Source organism: Peribacillus sp. SRI_006, from assembly GCF_057586375.1.
In genome coordinates this window covers 326137-340122 of record NZ_JBYCZT010000001.1, presented here as the reverse complement: position 1 = coordinate 340122, position 13986 = coordinate 326137, and the positions used below count along the sequence as shown (strand labels likewise).

The 13986-nt window shown below is 41.9% G+C and carries 15 protein-coding genes and 1 other annotated feature; all 15 genes read right to left on the bottom strand.

Going from position 1 to position 13986, the window contains the following annotated elements; translation table 11 throughout:
- Nucleotides 1–19: 19 nt before the first annotated feature.
- Nucleotides 20–475, bottom strand: coding sequence for a YaiI/YqxD family protein (locus tag AC2YHV_RS01625; RefSeq protein ID WP_034311344.1), 456 nt, complete (start codon nucleotides 473–475; stop codon nucleotides 20–22).
- Between the two features lie 511 nt (nucleotides 476–986).
- Entirely contained in the window at nucleotides 987–1796 is an 810-nt protein-coding gene (locus AC2YHV_RS01620; RefSeq protein WP_034311346.1) for a pyruvate, water dikinase regulatory protein, read from the bottom strand.
- A gap of 28 nt (nucleotides 1797–1824) precedes the next feature.
- Nucleotides 1825–2463: a transcriptional regulator CcpN gene (gene ccpN / locus AC2YHV_RS01615; RefSeq protein WP_034308483.1), complete on the bottom strand. Its 639-nt coding sequence runs from the start codon at nucleotides 2461–2463 to the stop codon at nucleotides 1825–1827.
- A 161-nt stretch (nucleotides 2464–2624) separates the two neighbouring features.
- On the bottom strand, nucleotides 2625–4694 hold the full coding sequence (gene glyS / locus AC2YHV_RS01610; RefSeq protein WP_487372469.1) for a glycine--tRNA ligase subunit beta: 2070 nt from the start codon (nucleotides 4692–4694) through the stop codon (nucleotides 2625–2627).
- Entirely contained in the window at nucleotides 4681–5577 is an 897-nt protein-coding gene (glyQ, locus tag AC2YHV_RS01605; RefSeq protein WP_054400193.1) for a glycine--tRNA ligase subunit alpha, read from the bottom strand. The genes glyS and glyQ overlap by 14 nt, the downstream gene beginning before the upstream one ends.
- Before the next feature lie 95 nt (nucleotides 5578–5672).
- Nucleotides 5673–5849 (bottom strand) — a binding site (T-box leader).
- A gap of 58 nt (nucleotides 5850–5907) precedes the next feature.
- Nucleotides 5908–6660 carry a DNA repair protein RecO gene (recO, locus tag AC2YHV_RS01600; protein WP_034308490.1) on the bottom strand — a complete coding sequence of 251 codons (753 nt, stop codon included), beginning with the start codon at nucleotides 6658–6660 and terminating at the stop codon, nucleotides 5908–5910.
- A 33-nt stretch (nucleotides 6661–6693) separates the two neighbouring features.
- Nucleotides 6694–6837, bottom strand: a complete 144-nt coding sequence (locus tag AC2YHV_RS01595; protein WP_065310843.1) for a YqzL family protein — start codon at nucleotides 6835–6837, stop codon at nucleotides 6694–6696.
- A 98-nt stretch (nucleotides 6838–6935) separates the two neighbouring features.
- Nucleotides 6936–7865 carry a GTPase Era gene (era, locus tag AC2YHV_RS01590; RefSeq protein ID WP_034308493.1) on the bottom strand — a complete coding sequence of 310 codons (930 nt, stop codon included), beginning with the start codon at nucleotides 7863–7865 and terminating at the stop codon, nucleotides 6936–6938.
- The gene (locus AC2YHV_RS01585; protein ID WP_048685709.1) at nucleotides 7858–8256 is read right to left on the bottom strand and encodes a cytidine deaminase; all 399 of its coding nucleotides are present in this window, start codon (nucleotides 8254–8256) and stop codon (nucleotides 7858–7860) included. The genes era and AC2YHV_RS01585 overlap by 8 nt, the downstream gene beginning before the upstream one ends.
- A 39-nt stretch (nucleotides 8257–8295) precedes the next feature.
- A complete protein-coding gene (locus AC2YHV_RS01580; protein ID WP_034308499.1) occupies nucleotides 8296–8673 on the bottom strand; it encodes a diacylglycerol kinase family protein in 378 nt (125 codons plus the stop codon).
- Complete coding sequence (gene ybeY / locus AC2YHV_RS01575; RefSeq protein WP_034308501.1) at nucleotides 8651–9127, bottom strand: rRNA maturation RNase YbeY; 477 nt, start codon at nucleotides 9125–9127, stop codon at nucleotides 8651–8653. The genes AC2YHV_RS01580 and ybeY overlap by 23 nt, the downstream gene beginning before the upstream one ends.
- On the bottom strand, nucleotides 9124–11289 hold the full coding sequence (locus AC2YHV_RS01570) for an HD family phosphohydrolase (protein WP_187049757.1): 2166 nt from the start codon (nucleotides 11287–11289) through the stop codon (nucleotides 9124–9126). The genes ybeY and AC2YHV_RS01570 overlap by 4 nt, the downstream gene beginning before the upstream one ends.
- 189 nt (nucleotides 11290–11478) lie before the next feature.
- Nucleotides 11479–12441: a PhoH family protein gene (locus AC2YHV_RS01565; protein ID WP_057278839.1), complete on the bottom strand. Its 963-nt coding sequence runs from the start codon at nucleotides 12439–12441 to the stop codon at nucleotides 11479–11481.
- 3 nt (nucleotides 12442–12444) lie between these two features.
- Nucleotides 12445–13632 (bottom strand): sporulation protein YqfD, encoded by a 1188-nt coding sequence (gene yqfD / locus AC2YHV_RS01560; RefSeq protein ID WP_487372468.1) that lies wholly within the window; start codon nucleotides 13630–13632, stop codon nucleotides 12445–12447.
- A gap of 15 nt (nucleotides 13633–13647) precedes the next feature.
- Complete coding sequence (gene yqfC / locus AC2YHV_RS01555) at nucleotides 13648–13932, bottom strand: sporulation protein YqfC (protein WP_034308511.1); 285 nt, start codon at nucleotides 13930–13932, stop codon at nucleotides 13648–13650.
- Between the last annotated feature and the right edge of the window lie 54 nt (nucleotides 13933–13986).

Here is a 13986-nt window from a genome sequence, read left to right as displayed (position 1 = left end):
TCTTATTCGATACTGTTTCCTAATTCCCTGCAAAGTTCGACAATGTTTTCATAAGTTTATTTGTAAAACATGCACGATCTTCCTTTGTGAATGCTTTCGGCCCTTTCGTATGCTTACCCTGCCTGCGGAGTTTCGCCGACTGATAACGCATATCCAAAAGCATGAAAATATTCTCTTCCGTGTATTCTTTTCCCCTTGGCGAAAGGACATAAACGTTTTTAGGAAGCAGTGTCCCAGCCAAACCAATATCTGCAGTAACGACAATATCACCCTTTTTTACTGAGTTTACTATATAAAGATCTGCCGCTTCTTTGTCAGCATCGACATATACCCATTTACCTTCAGGGTTATTCATCATATTTTTATATGATGCAACAAAACAGACTTCAATTTCGTGCAAACTTGCACAATGAAGGATTTCGTCTTTCACCGGGCATGCATCGGCATCGACGTGTATCGTAGGTTTATTATTCATACCTTCTAATTCTACATCTTTCTGCATAATCCTTTTTCTCCCCTAAACTTTATGAAGATATGGTGAATTTCCAGCATGATTCAAAGCGTTCCCTCTAAAAGAGCAAACATTATCCTTCAAAGAATACCTGTTTATGCAAGTGAAAGCACCTCATTTGCCTTGAAAAAGACCAGCCCTTCCTGAATTATACGGAACATGTCGAATTATTTTTATGATAAAAACCTTGACATCTCATTAACCTTTAGTTTATTCCTTATTAATTAAGTCTAAACCTTAAGATTACTTTTTTCTCACAATTTTTTATTATAGTCTATTTGATTAGAAGATGCCAACATTTAAATCCCGAATGTGTTTTCATGCAAATCAATGGATTTGCACGAGGAAACTAAGAGGAATTTTATGTAATTATTTTGAATTTATTCTTATTAATCCCTTATTTGACCTTGGCATTAAAATGTGAGCTGACACATAGAGTGTCTAGCTCACATTTTGATTTGCCTTAATTTAAGGATCAACGGTTTTTGTTTTGAAGGATATTGATGATTAAATTGGCTGTTTCTTCAACAGCTTTATTGGTTACATCAATGATAGGACAATTCAGCCTTGATATGATTTTATCAAAGTATGTCAATTCTTCTTTTATGCGCTCCACATTTGCGTAAATGGCATGATCATTGAGCCCAAGTGACTTTAATCGTTCTTTACGAATATGGTTCAGCTTTTCCGGGCTGATCTTTAAACCAATGCATTTTTCAGGAGGTACCAGGAACAGCTCTTCTGGCGGTTCCACTTCAGGCACTAAAGGTACGTTCGCCACTTTATAGCGTTTGTGGGCTAAATATTGTGATAATGGCGTTTTGGAAGTGCGTGAAACACCCACAAGGACGATGTCTGCACGTAAAATGCCGCGAGGGTCACGTCCATCATCATATTTTACAGCAAATTCAATGGCTTCCACACGCTTGAAATAGTCATCATCCAGCTTTCTTACCAGACCAGGTTCATTAAGCGGCCCTTTTGGAGCCCTTTCCTGAAGGATGTCCATGAGCGGCCCTAAAATGTCATAAGCAGCCAGGTTTTCTTTCTCGACCTGTGCTTTCATATACGCTCTAATTGCTGGCTTCACCAGAGTATAAGCAATGATTGCCCCATCCAACTTAGCCAGTGATATCACTTCATCCACGTTTTGTTCATCTTCAATATACGGAATTCTCTTTATGGAAAAAGCAGATCCCGAGAACTGGCTTGCAGCGGCTTTTGTGACCAATTCCGCTGTTTCTCCTACTGAATCCGATACAACATATATAATAGAACCGTTCATATTCTCCGTCATTCCTTTTGCAAGCCCCCTAATAGCCTTCATCAGCCAAAGCTACGAATGCTTTCGTAATATTGGTTTTTGTAATCCTTCCAATTACTTCATAGCCCTTTTCTGTGTCTTTGACGACCGGTAATGAGTCGATTTGTTTATCAATCAGTTTTTTGGCAACATCAATCAAAAGATCTTCTTTTGAACACATTGTAATATTGGGCATCCTAGTCATGATGATATTGACTGGAATGGAGTTAAGCTCTTGTTTCCCAATACTCGCACGCAATAAGTCTTTCCTTGATAAGACACCAACAAGCAATGCATGCTTATCGACGACGAACATTGTTCCGACATCTTCTAAAAACATCATGACGATTGCATCGTATACGGAAATGCCCTCGTCAACGACGACAGGTATCGATTGGTAGTCCCGTACATAAAGATGGTTAAGGCTATCTGTCAAAAGCTGTGTCCCTGACCTGCCTGTATAGAAATACCCCACTCTGGGCCGGGCATCAAGAAAACCTGCCATCGTTAAAATCGCTAAATCCGGGCGAAGTGTCGCCCTGGTAAGGTTCAATCTATCCGCAATATGTTCTCCAGTAATCGGTCCGTTTTCTTTTACAATTTGTAAAATTTGTTCCTGACGCTTATTCAATTGGATTATAATCACCACCCCACTGCTTTCGCAGAGTAAAGTAACAAAAGTTATTCATTTAATAATTATATACTAAATAATTTAATTAGGGCATTTTTGTCCTATTTATTGAGCATTTATCTTTTTAAGAAATCGGAAACCCATATTCAAAGGGTTTCCGATTCCATACATCCTTTCGATCATGTAAGGATGATTTTATTCATGGCAGCAAAACCTGCAACCAAATCACTGATTTCCTTCATTAAGGATAAACGGTTGTTGCGGATTGCTTCATCCTCTGCCATGACCATTGTATTCTCGAAATATGACTCTATTTCCGATTGAAGCGAAACAAGCTCTTCAAACCGCTCATTCTCATCTTTAGATTCCATATAACGCATTGCCACTTTTTGATATTTTACATATAACGCATTTTCTTGATCATTTTCAAAGGCAGCAGGGTCGACTGTCACCTGATTGTCACATTTTACGGCAATGTTCATGACCCGGCTTAAAGCTTCCAGGCTTTCCTTAAAGCCTGCTTCTTCTTTTTTCGCATCCAATACATGTGCACGTTCCACGATTGAGTGGATATAACCGATCTCATTGAACAAAACTGCGTCAATCAAATCATAACGGATTTGCTGTTCTTGAAGCATGTGTTTGACACGTGCTTTAAAGAATGTGAACATATCCGCTTTAACTTCTTCAAGATCACGTTTTAAGATACCTTTTGATTCCGGTCCTTTAAGACCTAAAACAATAAGCTCCTCTAATGAAATATTCCATTTCTTCTCAGCTAGAATTTGGACGACACCGCTCGCCTGCCTTCTTAATGCGTAAGGATCCTGGGAACCTGTCGGGATAACGCCAATAGCGAAGAACGAAGACAATGTATCAATTTTTTCAGCCAAACTCACAACCGCGCCAATGACTGAAGGCGGTACAGCATCCTCCGCATGCCTTGGCATATAATGTTCATTGATAGCCGCGGCCACTTCTTTGGCTTCCCCTTTTAAGAGAGCATATTTTTCACCCATATACCCTTGCAATTCAGGGAATTCATAAACCATATTACTTACCAAATCGAACTTGGCAATTGCCGCTGTACGAAGCGCCATTTCTTTTTCCGCCTTTAAATTCAAAGCATCCGCAAGAGCACCGGTCACTTCAGTTACCCGGGCAGTTTTCTCGGCCAATGTACCGATTTCTTCATGATAAACGATGCTGTCAAGCTTTTTCAAAGCATCCGAAATCTCTTTTTTCTGATCTTCTTTATAGAAAAATGCTGCATCCGATAAGCGGGCACGCAATACTTTTTCATTACCTTTAGAAACCTTATCCAAATGGCGGTCATCGCCGTTGCGCACGGTTACAAAGTAAGCAAGCAGGTTCCCTTCTTGATCTTTAACAGGGAAATAACGTTGGTGTTCCTTCATTGATGTGATAAGTACCTCAGCAGGAAGCTCAAGGAATTCTTCTTCAAAATGTCCAAATAACACCGTTGGATACTCTACCAAATTATTTACCTCTTCAAGCAGATCTTCATCGACAGGGATGATCCAGCCTTTCTCCTGCTCAAGCTCTTTAATCTGATCCAATATAACTTGCCGGCGTTTATCTGGATCTGCCATTACAAATTGTTCTTTCAGCGTATCTTCGTACCGTTCCGGCTGCTCGATGATGGCGCTATTGCCTAAGAAACGATGTCCTTTTGTTTCACGGCCCGTTTCCACATCAGCAATGCTGAATGGCACTATTTCATTGCCAAATAAGGCAATCAGCCATTTAATCGGACGGACGAAGCGGAGCTCCTGATTGGCCCAGCGCATATTTTTCGGGAACGTCATGCCGCTGATGATTTCAGCAAGCTCAGATAAAAGCTGAACGGTCTGCTGTCCTTTTATGAATTTATTCACATGGACATATTCAACACCCTTGAGTTCTTTAAAATATATGTCCTCTGAAGTCATGCCTTGACCCCTGACGAATCCCAATGCTGCTTTAGACCAGTTGCCTTCGCTATCCAACGCGATTTTTTTGGCCGGACCTTTTGCCTCTTCTTCGATATCCTTTTGGGATTCTTCCACGTCCTTCACCAATACTGCCAAACGTCTTGGTGTGGAAAAAACTTCAACCGTCCCGAATTCTATCGCTTTTTCCGTAAGCCATCGCTGTACTTTATCTGACAACTGTTTCATTGATGCTGTCACAAAACGGGCAGGCAGCTCTTCCAATCCAATCTCCAATAACAAATCACGCTTGCTCATTTGTATTCTCCCCTTTCACTTTCAGGATCGGGAAGCCTAATTTTTCCCGCTCTTCATAGAAGGTTTTGGCAACCTTACGCGCTAAGTTACGGCACCGGGCAATATAACCCGTTCTTTCCGTCACCGAGATGGCACCTTTGGCATCCAAAAGGTTAAATGTATGGGAACATTTCAAAACATAATCATATGCAGGATGTACAAGACCTTCTTCCATTTGTCGATGCGCTTCCTTTTCATACATCGTGAAAAGCTGAAACAGCATGTCAAGGTCGGAGGTTTCGAACGTATATTTCGAATGTTCGTATTCCGGCTGACCAAATATATCGCGAACAGTGAATCCATTTGTCCATTCTAGGTCAAATACGTTTTCCTTATCTTGAATGTAAGAGGCGAGACGTTCGATCCCGTATGTAATTTCCACGGAAACCGGTTTACACTCAAGGCCGCCCACTTGTTGGAAATATGTAAATTGCGTGATTTCCATTCCATCAAGCCACACTTCCCAACCGAGTCCGGCACACCCTAGGGATGGATTTTCCCAATTGTCCTCCACAAAGCGAATATCATGCTCGAGCGGATTTATCCCTAAAGCACGTAATGAATCCAAATACAACTCTTGGATATTGTCAGGAGACGGCTTCATGATCACTTGGAACTGATGATGCTGATACAGTCGATTAGGGTTCTCACCATAACGACCGTCAGCAGGACGGCGGGAAGGCTCTACGTAAGCCACGCTCCAAGGCTCCGGTCCAATGGCTCTCAGGAACGTGTATGGGCTCATCGTTCCTGCCCCTTTCTCGACATCATAAGCATTCATCAATATGCAGCCTTGCTCAGACCAATGCTTTTGTAACGTTAAAATCATATTTTGAATATTCATCGTACACCTCCAGGTTATTTAAACGGCTTTTAGATTAAAGGTCGGAAACCCATTACATTTAGGCAAACAAAAAACTCCCGTCCCTATGCGAAATGCATAGGGACGAGAGTATACCCGCGGTTCCACCCTAATTGCCGTTTACAAAACGGCCTCTTTTCAAAGCAACATGCTCCGGAAACGCCCTTCCCTGTAAATCCATATCCCGGCTTCCACCGTCCCGGGTTCGCTTTTTATGGAGAATGACAGATACTCTTTTCCATCAACGCAATCTTCTTATTTTGATGATTAGAATTTTATACAAACTAGCATGGAATGTCAATAGGTCAGAACCTAAAACATATCTTTCATCGTATCAATCTGTTTCAGGAACTTTTTTGATTTCAAAAGCAGACCGGAATATTCCTCATAATATGCATCGATGATCTTCCGCAGTTCTTTTTTCGTTTCAGGCTTGACGGAAATGTTTCCGAGCCTTGATAAATCTAAATAATAAAAAATCCGAAGCAATTTGACGGCTGCAGGTGAAATTTTAAAATGATAAGGGTCTTTCCCCAGACAGCGGTGACAAATAAAGCCCGCTTCCCGAAGCGAGAAGGAGAATTCCCCTTCCGTTTCACCACATACAGCACACTGATTCAACACTGGGTTAATCCCATTGACGGGCAGCATCTTCATTTCAAAAATGAATGTCAAAACCTCCGCGTCATATTCCTCGTTTATGTAATGCAAGGTTTGCGAAAGCAATTCATACAAATATGGATTCGGTTTCTTATCCTCGACGCTTTTATCAAGCAATTCAACAATATATGAAGCATAAGCGGTGGCAAAAAGATCCTCCCTTATGAAACGGAGTGAATCGACCATTTCGCCTTGCTGAAGACTGCCGAGTCCGGTTGATGTGGTTACAAGAAAATACCCGGAGCAAAAAAGCTGTGTGACGGCAGAAAGCCTGCTGTTAGGTTTACTGGCCCCTCTCGCCATGACGCCAATTTTCCCTAGCTCACGGGTATATATAGTAATGATTTTGTTATTTTCTCCATATGCAGTTCGCCTTATGACAATGCCCTCACATTTTTGGAGCATACCAAGACACCACCCATGCTCGCCAAGGCTAACCTATGAAACAGGAAAATCAATTTCTGCTAGCTCATCATTCAATCCCAAGTGTCTTTCCTGTCTTTCGACTTCTATCTCCTTAAACAGCAAATAGGTGTCCACATTACCTGTTTCTGTGAATAATTCCCAGGTAAAATCCAACATATAAAGCCCACCTTTCATTTTAACTAGCAATATGAATATCCGACCATATGATTAGCTTGACCGTTTTCCTAACTTTCATGACGCGTAAATTTTGTTAATTAATACTCGCTTTCATTGAAGCCGTAATCGCGAAGCTGGCTTGCTTTGTTACGCCAATCCTTCTGTACCTTCACCCACAGTTCCAAGAAAACTTTAGAGCCCAATAGGTTTTCGATATCCACCCTGGCACGGCTGCCGACTTCTTTAAGCATTTTCCCTTGCTTTCCGATGACAATGCCCTTTTGTGAATCCCGTTCGACAACGATAGTCGCCATGACATTGATGGTGTCGCTATTATCCATCTTTTTAATTGAATCGATGACAACAGCCACTGAATGCGGAATTTCTTCCCGTGTCAGGTGCAGTACCTTCTCGCGGACCAATTCGGAAATGATAAAACGTTCCGGATGGTCGGTCACTTGGTCAGCTGGATAGAACTGGGGACCTTCAGGCAGATGCTCTTTGATTTGTTCAAGCAGAGTATCCACATTATTTCCTTCAAGCGCAGAAATCGGGACGACTGCCGCAAAAGGGTAAAGCTGTTGGTATTTTTCAATGATCGGAAGCAAATCATCTGGATGCATCGCATCGATTTTGTTTACGACCAGGAAAACAGGCGTTTTTACGGATTGAAGTTTTTCGATGATAAACTCGTCCCCGCGTCCGTATCCTTCAGTCGCATTGATCATGAAGAGAATCAAATCGACTTCCTTCAATGTATTCGTTGCCACTTTCATCATGAAGTCGCCAAGCTTATGCTTTGGTTTATGAATGCCGGGTGTATCGATGAAAATCATTTGTGAATCGTTTTGCGTAAGTACACCCTGGACCTTATTTCTTGTAGTTTGCGGTTTATCACTCATAATGGCGATTTTCTGGCCGATGACCCGATTCAGAAATGTACTTTTTCCAACATTAGGTCGTCCAATTATTGAAATGAAACCTGATTTGTAACCTTTTACTTGTGTATCGTCAAATAGTTTATCCATTTAAATCCTCCGGTGAAAAAGCTCCTGGAAGCAATTCCTGTACTGTTAGTTCTTTTATATCCCCATGTAAGTTGGTCAAAACGACCGGCATATCCTTTTCGCACAGTTCTGAAATAACCTGCCTGCATGCCCCGCATGGAGCGACGGGACCATCGGTATCCGCCACGACTGCAAGTTTGGTGAATTTTTTATCGTCATGGGCATAAGCGCTGAATAAAGCTGTCCTTTCGGCGCAATTACACATGCTGTATGCAGCATTTTCTATATTACAACCATGATAGACCTTTCCATCAGCGGTTAAAAGGGCTGCCCCCACCTTAAACTTGGAGTAAGGCACATAAGCTTTATCCCTTGCTTTTTTAGCTTCCTCAATCAATTCTTTTGTATTCAATTCACATCTTCCTTTCAAATTGAGTACCATTTCGGCAACCTACAGGCCAACCTTAGGCAAAAAGATAATCAATCCAACTATTATAGAAAATATAGCATATATGAATACAGCTCCGGCTGCAATATCTTTTGCCTGCTTGGCAAGCGGATGGATTTGGTCCGTTACCAGGTCCACTACCCTTTCAATCGCGGAATTAACGAGCTCCAACGTAATCGTACCGGCTATGGCCGCCAAAATGAAAAGCCACTCCATCCCATTCAATGAGAAGTGCCAACCAAAGAATACGACGATTGCCGTTAACGCGAAATGGATCTTGATATTGCGTTCAGTCCGAACAGCCTCCAAAATTCCCTGACAGGCGAAAGAGAAACTTTTTAATAAAGGATACTTTTTTTTATCCTTCTCTTGAAAGTCCATATTCTTCCAAGATCTCCTTTTGTTTAGTGAACATCACTTTTTCATCTTCTTCATTCATATGGTCGAATCCCAATAAATGAAGAAAACCATGCAGTGCTAAAAATCCAAGTTCCCGGTCAAATGAATGACCATATTCTTCAGCTTGTTCTTTCGTGCGTTCAATGGAAATGATGATATCACCTAACATGCGGGGCATTTCCGCTCCGACAATTTCCACTTCATCTTCCCCCATTTCTTCAAGCGCAAAAGAAATGACATCTGTAGCTGAATCTTTATGACGATATTCTTTATTGATTTCCCGAATCCTATCATTGTCTACAAATGTAACAGACAGCTCGGTGTCTTTTTCAATGTTTTCTTTTCTTGCCGCAAATTGAAGAATGCTTTCAACAAGCTGCTGAGCTTCCTCCGTTACTTCATTCGTTTCATCCATTAAATCGATAGCTAAAATCATTCTTTCACCTTCTGTCCTAATTTATCCGGCTCCGGATATTCAATCCTGGAGTGGAAGATACCATTCAGCGATTCACATAAGGAATGCTTCACGATACTTAATTCTCTCATAGTAATGTCACATTCATCAAATTGTCCATCAGAAATCCTGTCCTGAATGATGAAACTTACCAGCTCTTCAATCTTCTCCGGAGTTGGGTGCTTCATCGACCTCACTGCAGCTTCCACACTATCGGCTATGCCGATGACGGCCACTTCCTTCATTATCGCCCTCGGCCCGGGATATCGGTAGGCCGCCTCGAGTGTGGACTCATCCTGTTTTTTTGCCTTATGATAGAAAAATTTCAATAATGTGGTCCCATGATGCTGCTCTGCAATATCCACAATCTCTTTCGGGAATTTGTGACTGCGCAGCATCTCCCCGCCATCTAAGGCATGGGCAATGATGACATCCCTGCTCGTTTCCGGCTGCAGCCGATCATGCGGGTTCTCTTCACTCATCTGATTTTCGATGAAGAAGTGCGGCCGCTTCGTTTTACCGATATCATGATAATAACTGCCGACCCTTGCCAGCAAGCCATTCGAGCCGATGGCTTCACAAGCCGATTCCGCCAAATTGGCGACCATTACACTATGATGATATGTCCCCGGAGCCTCAATCAAGATCTTCCGCAATAACGGATGATTGGGATTCGCGAGCTCGATAAGCTTAATCGATGATAAAATCCCGAAACCAGCCTCGAAAAACGGTAACAGGCCCATTGTCAAAACGGCTGCACCCACTCCAGAACCTAGGGCAGCAGAAGCATAATACAAGTACTCCATTCTAGTATAATGGCTGTCCATAATAAAGATGAGCGAAAAAACAAATGTCATATTGATTAAAGACAACAGCAGCCCCGCTACCAGCACCTTTGATTTGAAATTGGGCCTGGATAGGATGATGATTGCCGTCAATCCCCCGAAAATGATATAAAGCCCCATCGAGAAATCCAGATTTCCAGGTGTATCACCATTAAATATAATCGTACCATACGAACCTAACAATATGATCATTGCTACCGCTAACCTATCATTCAATAATATCTTGATGAGCATCGCCGCCATGGCACCCGGAAAAATGTATTCCAAGTTCGAGTTTTTCAGGTCTGCCAGAATGCTGACCGTTTTCATGGTAGCCATTGAAAGGATAAAGACAAGACTGAAGATCAATAACTGATTGTACTTGTTATCCTTTTTGGAAACGGAATAGTAGAAATAATAATAAAAAGCCGCAAAAGTCAGGAATATGAATAACAGCAGGCCGATATACGGGTAAATGGTGGACTCCGTATTTAAGAAGCCTGCCAGTTCAAGCTGCCTATATACATCCCTGTCCACTAACTGATTTTCTTCAACGATGATCTGGCCTTGAAGGATCCTGATCGGCTCCACGCTTTCAACCGCTTTCCTTCGCTGTTCCTCGGTTTTGTCCTTATCGAAAAATACATTCTGAATGATTGCCGTACGAGCAAGGGAAGTGGAGGCTTTTTTCATATCGCCACTAATGCTCATATAACCCAATTCCTCTACAACTTTTTTCTTGGCATTTTCGACGTCACTTGCAGCGATTCGGGAACTCATCACATTATTCACTGCCGTAATGGTCGAATCCTTCGCTATTTTCAACTCATCTTCATCCGCCTGCACTAATGCTAGGAAAACGGATTCCTCGATATTTTTATTCACTTCATCAGTCAATTTTTCTTTTAATATCGAAACTTTTTGAGCATCCGTCTTTACGGTCTCTTTTTTATCCTCATCTTCTTTATGATCTTCATCGGGGTCCGTTTCTTTATTCACCTCAATCGCTGAATCGAAAATGGATGAAATCAGATCGACTTTATTTTTGGCATATTCTTTTTTTAAAGAATAAACATCCGCCACCTGTTTTGAAATCTCTTCTTTTTCCTGTTCCGTCTTATAGGTATCTTCCACAGTCTTGGTTGATCGGATCGTTTGTTCCGCAGGCTTAAAAAGCTCTACCTGAACCCTTTCCGGCTTCACATTGGAGAACATTAAACCATACGCAAACAAACCAAGTATGATGAACAAAAGCACTTGAAAAAAACGATGGACCAACAGCCCTTTTATTTGAGTGAAAAATTTCTGGATACGATTCAAGGAAGGTCCTCCTAAAAAAATGATGTTTATTATTCTAGATATGTAAAATCATAACAGTTTTCATATGAATTTTCACCTTCGTATTGATAAATGTAAAGGTTCTGTCATTTCATATCCACTTTTCCACCATAAAGTTCGTCATTTAGACACATCACGAAAAATCCGCCGATTGAAATGGCGGATTTTTTCTTATGACTTCGCCTGCTCGTAAGCAGTAATGATTTTAGCGACAAGCGGATGCCTTACTACATCACTTTGTTCAAAATAAACAAAGGAAAGGCCTTTAACATTCTTCAATATCTCTTCTACCCGGACAAGACCTGACTTCATGCCTTTTGGAAGGTCAATCTGGGTCCGGTCTCCCGTAATGACCATTTTCGATCCGAAACCAAGCCTGGTCAAGAACATCTTCATTTGGGCTTCCGTCGTATTCTGGGCTTCATCCAATATGACAAAGGCATCTTCAAGCGTACGCCCCCTCATATAAGCCAGGGGAGCTATTTCGATCGTTCCGCGCTCTATCATCCTTAGCGTCTGTTCCATCCCCAGGAGGTCATGGAGAGCGTCATACAGCGGTCTTAGATAAGGATCTACCTTTTCCTTCAGATCACCAGGCAGGAAACCTAGGCTCTCCCCTGCTTCGACGGCAGGCCGTGTCAGGATGATCCGTTTAACATGTCCATTTTTCAAAGCATTGATGGCCATCACTACAGCAAGATAGGTCTTCCCGGTTCCGGCAGGCCCAATTCCAAATACAAGATCCTGTTTCTTTATTGCCTGGATATAGTACCTCTGCCCGATTGTTTTGACTTTAATGGATTTCCCCTTAGCCGTTTTAGCGATTTCCTCATCATATAATTCACCGAAATACTCCAATGTGCCTTTTCTTGCCAATTCAATTGCATAAAGCACATCTCTGGAACTGATTGCAATTCCTTTTCTGACTACAGTCAATAATGCCTTGAGGATTTCCTCCCCCATCGTTACCCGCTCGATATCCCCGGCAACACTCACCGCTTCACCTCGGGTTATGACGGAAATGCCAAGTTCCTCTTCGAGCACTTTTACATTTGAATCTCCATTGCCCAATAACGCGATCGCTTCATTGGGTGATTCGATTTCGAGCTTAATTACTTTCACATCATCTGCCATTCGTTAGTCTCCTTGAATGATTGGCTGTCCAATCGCTATATCTTCAATAACTTGGTAATGTATAGACAATTTAACTTTACCATTCTCCATGCTTTCGTGCAAAATTTTTTCTTCGACGATTTCATCTTCCTCGTCTAAATGTTTTTTTAATTCCGCTTTGGCCATTTTCCGGCCTTCCTCCACCGCTTCTTTCTCCGTATAGCTTCGTACAATATCTTCCTTGCTCCTTAAGGTCACTTGTTTATAAGAAATCGGCAGCTCCCATTGAAGAAAGTGAAAAGGCCTCACTGTCGTTTCCTTTTCCTGTTTTTCATATCCAGGATCCTTGAAGCCCCATACCGGAAGGGAAAAGCCCCCCATTTTCAAAAAGTGCTTGCTCGTTTCATCTCCGTTAAAAACAGAAAACTTGGTTTTTAACGGAACTTCCACTTTCGCTTTATACCACGTTTTCCCTTTTATTACTCCCTTTGCGGATACAATTTCCTGTTTACCCTCTTTACCAATCAATCCTGAAACAAGAAGTTGTCCTTTTCCTACATAATCATTCACATTAACAATAGATTGTCCTTTTTCAACGAACATATCAGCGATGATCGCTTTTTTTGATGCTACCAAATTCTGTGGAGATGTTTTCTCGACCTCTTTGGGCTGCCGTTTTTCCACAACCTGAAAATGATATGTCGTTCCCTTTAGCTCGACCCCCACCCATGTCAATGCACCGATCCGGTCCGACAGCTTACGCTGAATCGTATCCACATCATCAACAAAGAATTGCACTTTACCGATCTTCACGCCCATCTTGTCCAATTCTTTCCGGATGGCATGCTCAGTTGCCGGTTTGGCATCTTGAACCTCGATGCCCCATACCATATTGGAAAGCACAAATATACATAGCAGGAAAGCGATCATCCCCGCTAAAAACCCGCTGTTTTTCATGACTCTTTTCATCAGGAAAGGGAAACCCTTTCCCTGCATGAACTTTACTTTACAATCACTCTTACGCATGACCTGACGTAGTTTGGGGATATCCCTGATATCCATATGGAAAATCAGGGCTTCACTTCCGACACGCTTCACATCCCAGATATGAAGCCCCCTTCTCGTCAGCATATTAATTAACCGTTCTGCACCTTTTCCATAAGCCTTCACCTTTACATAGCCTGTATAATAGTTTGTCCATTGGTTTTTCATGGAGACCTCCCGGGATCATTCATTGATAAAATAAACCTTGTCAATTTTGCCTTCGAGCATGATTTCTTCCGGCAAAATCGTCTTTATGACAAAGGCATTTCCCTTTATCAGCAACTGCCCATTTTTCAGCATCAATCGTACTTCGCTGTCTGTAAAAGCCAATAAGCCACGATGGTTTTCAATATAAATATGTAATTGTCCGATCATTGTAATTCGCGGCAGGTCCATCATGACATCTTGCGGAAGGTCCATTGTTTTGGTCATAAGCTGTTTCACTTTTTTTCCCCAATTGCGTGCCATAAAAAAGAACCCCCTTTCATCTCAATGTATGAAATGAAAGAGGGTTCTAGCACA

Coding starts and splice junctions, on each gene's coding strand:
- AC2YHV_RS01625 (WP_034311344.1), bottom strand. CDS start 475: ATGAATAATAAACCTACGATACACGTCGATGCCGATGCATGCCCGGTG.
- AC2YHV_RS01620 (WP_034311346.1), bottom strand. CDS start 1,796: ATGAACGGTTCTATTATATATGTTGTATCGGATTCAGTAGGAGAAACA.
- glyS (WP_487372469.1), bottom strand. CDS start 4,694: ATGAGCAAGCGTGATTTGTTATTGGAGATTGGATTGGAAGAGCTGCCT.
- glyQ (WP_054400193.1), bottom strand. CDS start 5,577: ATGAATATTCAAAATATGATTTTAACGTTACAAAAGCATTGGTCTGAG.
- recO (WP_034308490.1), bottom strand. CDS start 6,660: ATGCTCCAAAAATGTGAGGGCATTGTCATAAGGCGAACTGCATATGGA.
- AC2YHV_RS01595 (WP_065310843.1), bottom strand. CDS start 6,837: ATGTTGGATTTTACCTGGGAATTATTCACAGAAACAGGTAATGTGGAC.
- era (WP_034308493.1), bottom strand. CDS start 7,865: ATGGATAAACTATTTGACGATACACAAGTAAAAGGTTACAAATCAGGT.
- AC2YHV_RS01580 (WP_034308499.1), bottom strand. CDS start 8,673: ATGGACTTTCAAGAGAAGGATAAAAAAAAGTATCCTTTATTAAAAAGT.
- ybeY (WP_034308501.1), bottom strand. CDS start 9,127: ATGATTTTAGCTATCGATTTAATGGATGAAACGAATGAAGTAACGGAG.
- AC2YHV_RS01565 (WP_057278839.1), bottom strand. CDS start 12,441: ATGGCAGATGATGTGAAAGTAATTAAGCTCGAAATCGAATCACCCAAT.
- yqfD (WP_487372468.1), bottom strand. CDS start 13,632: ATGAAAAACCAATGGACAAACTATTATACAGGCTATGTAAAGGTGAAG.
- yqfC (WP_034308511.1), bottom strand. CDS start 13,932: ATGGCACGCAATTGGGGAAAAAAAGTGAAACAGCTTATGACCAAAACA.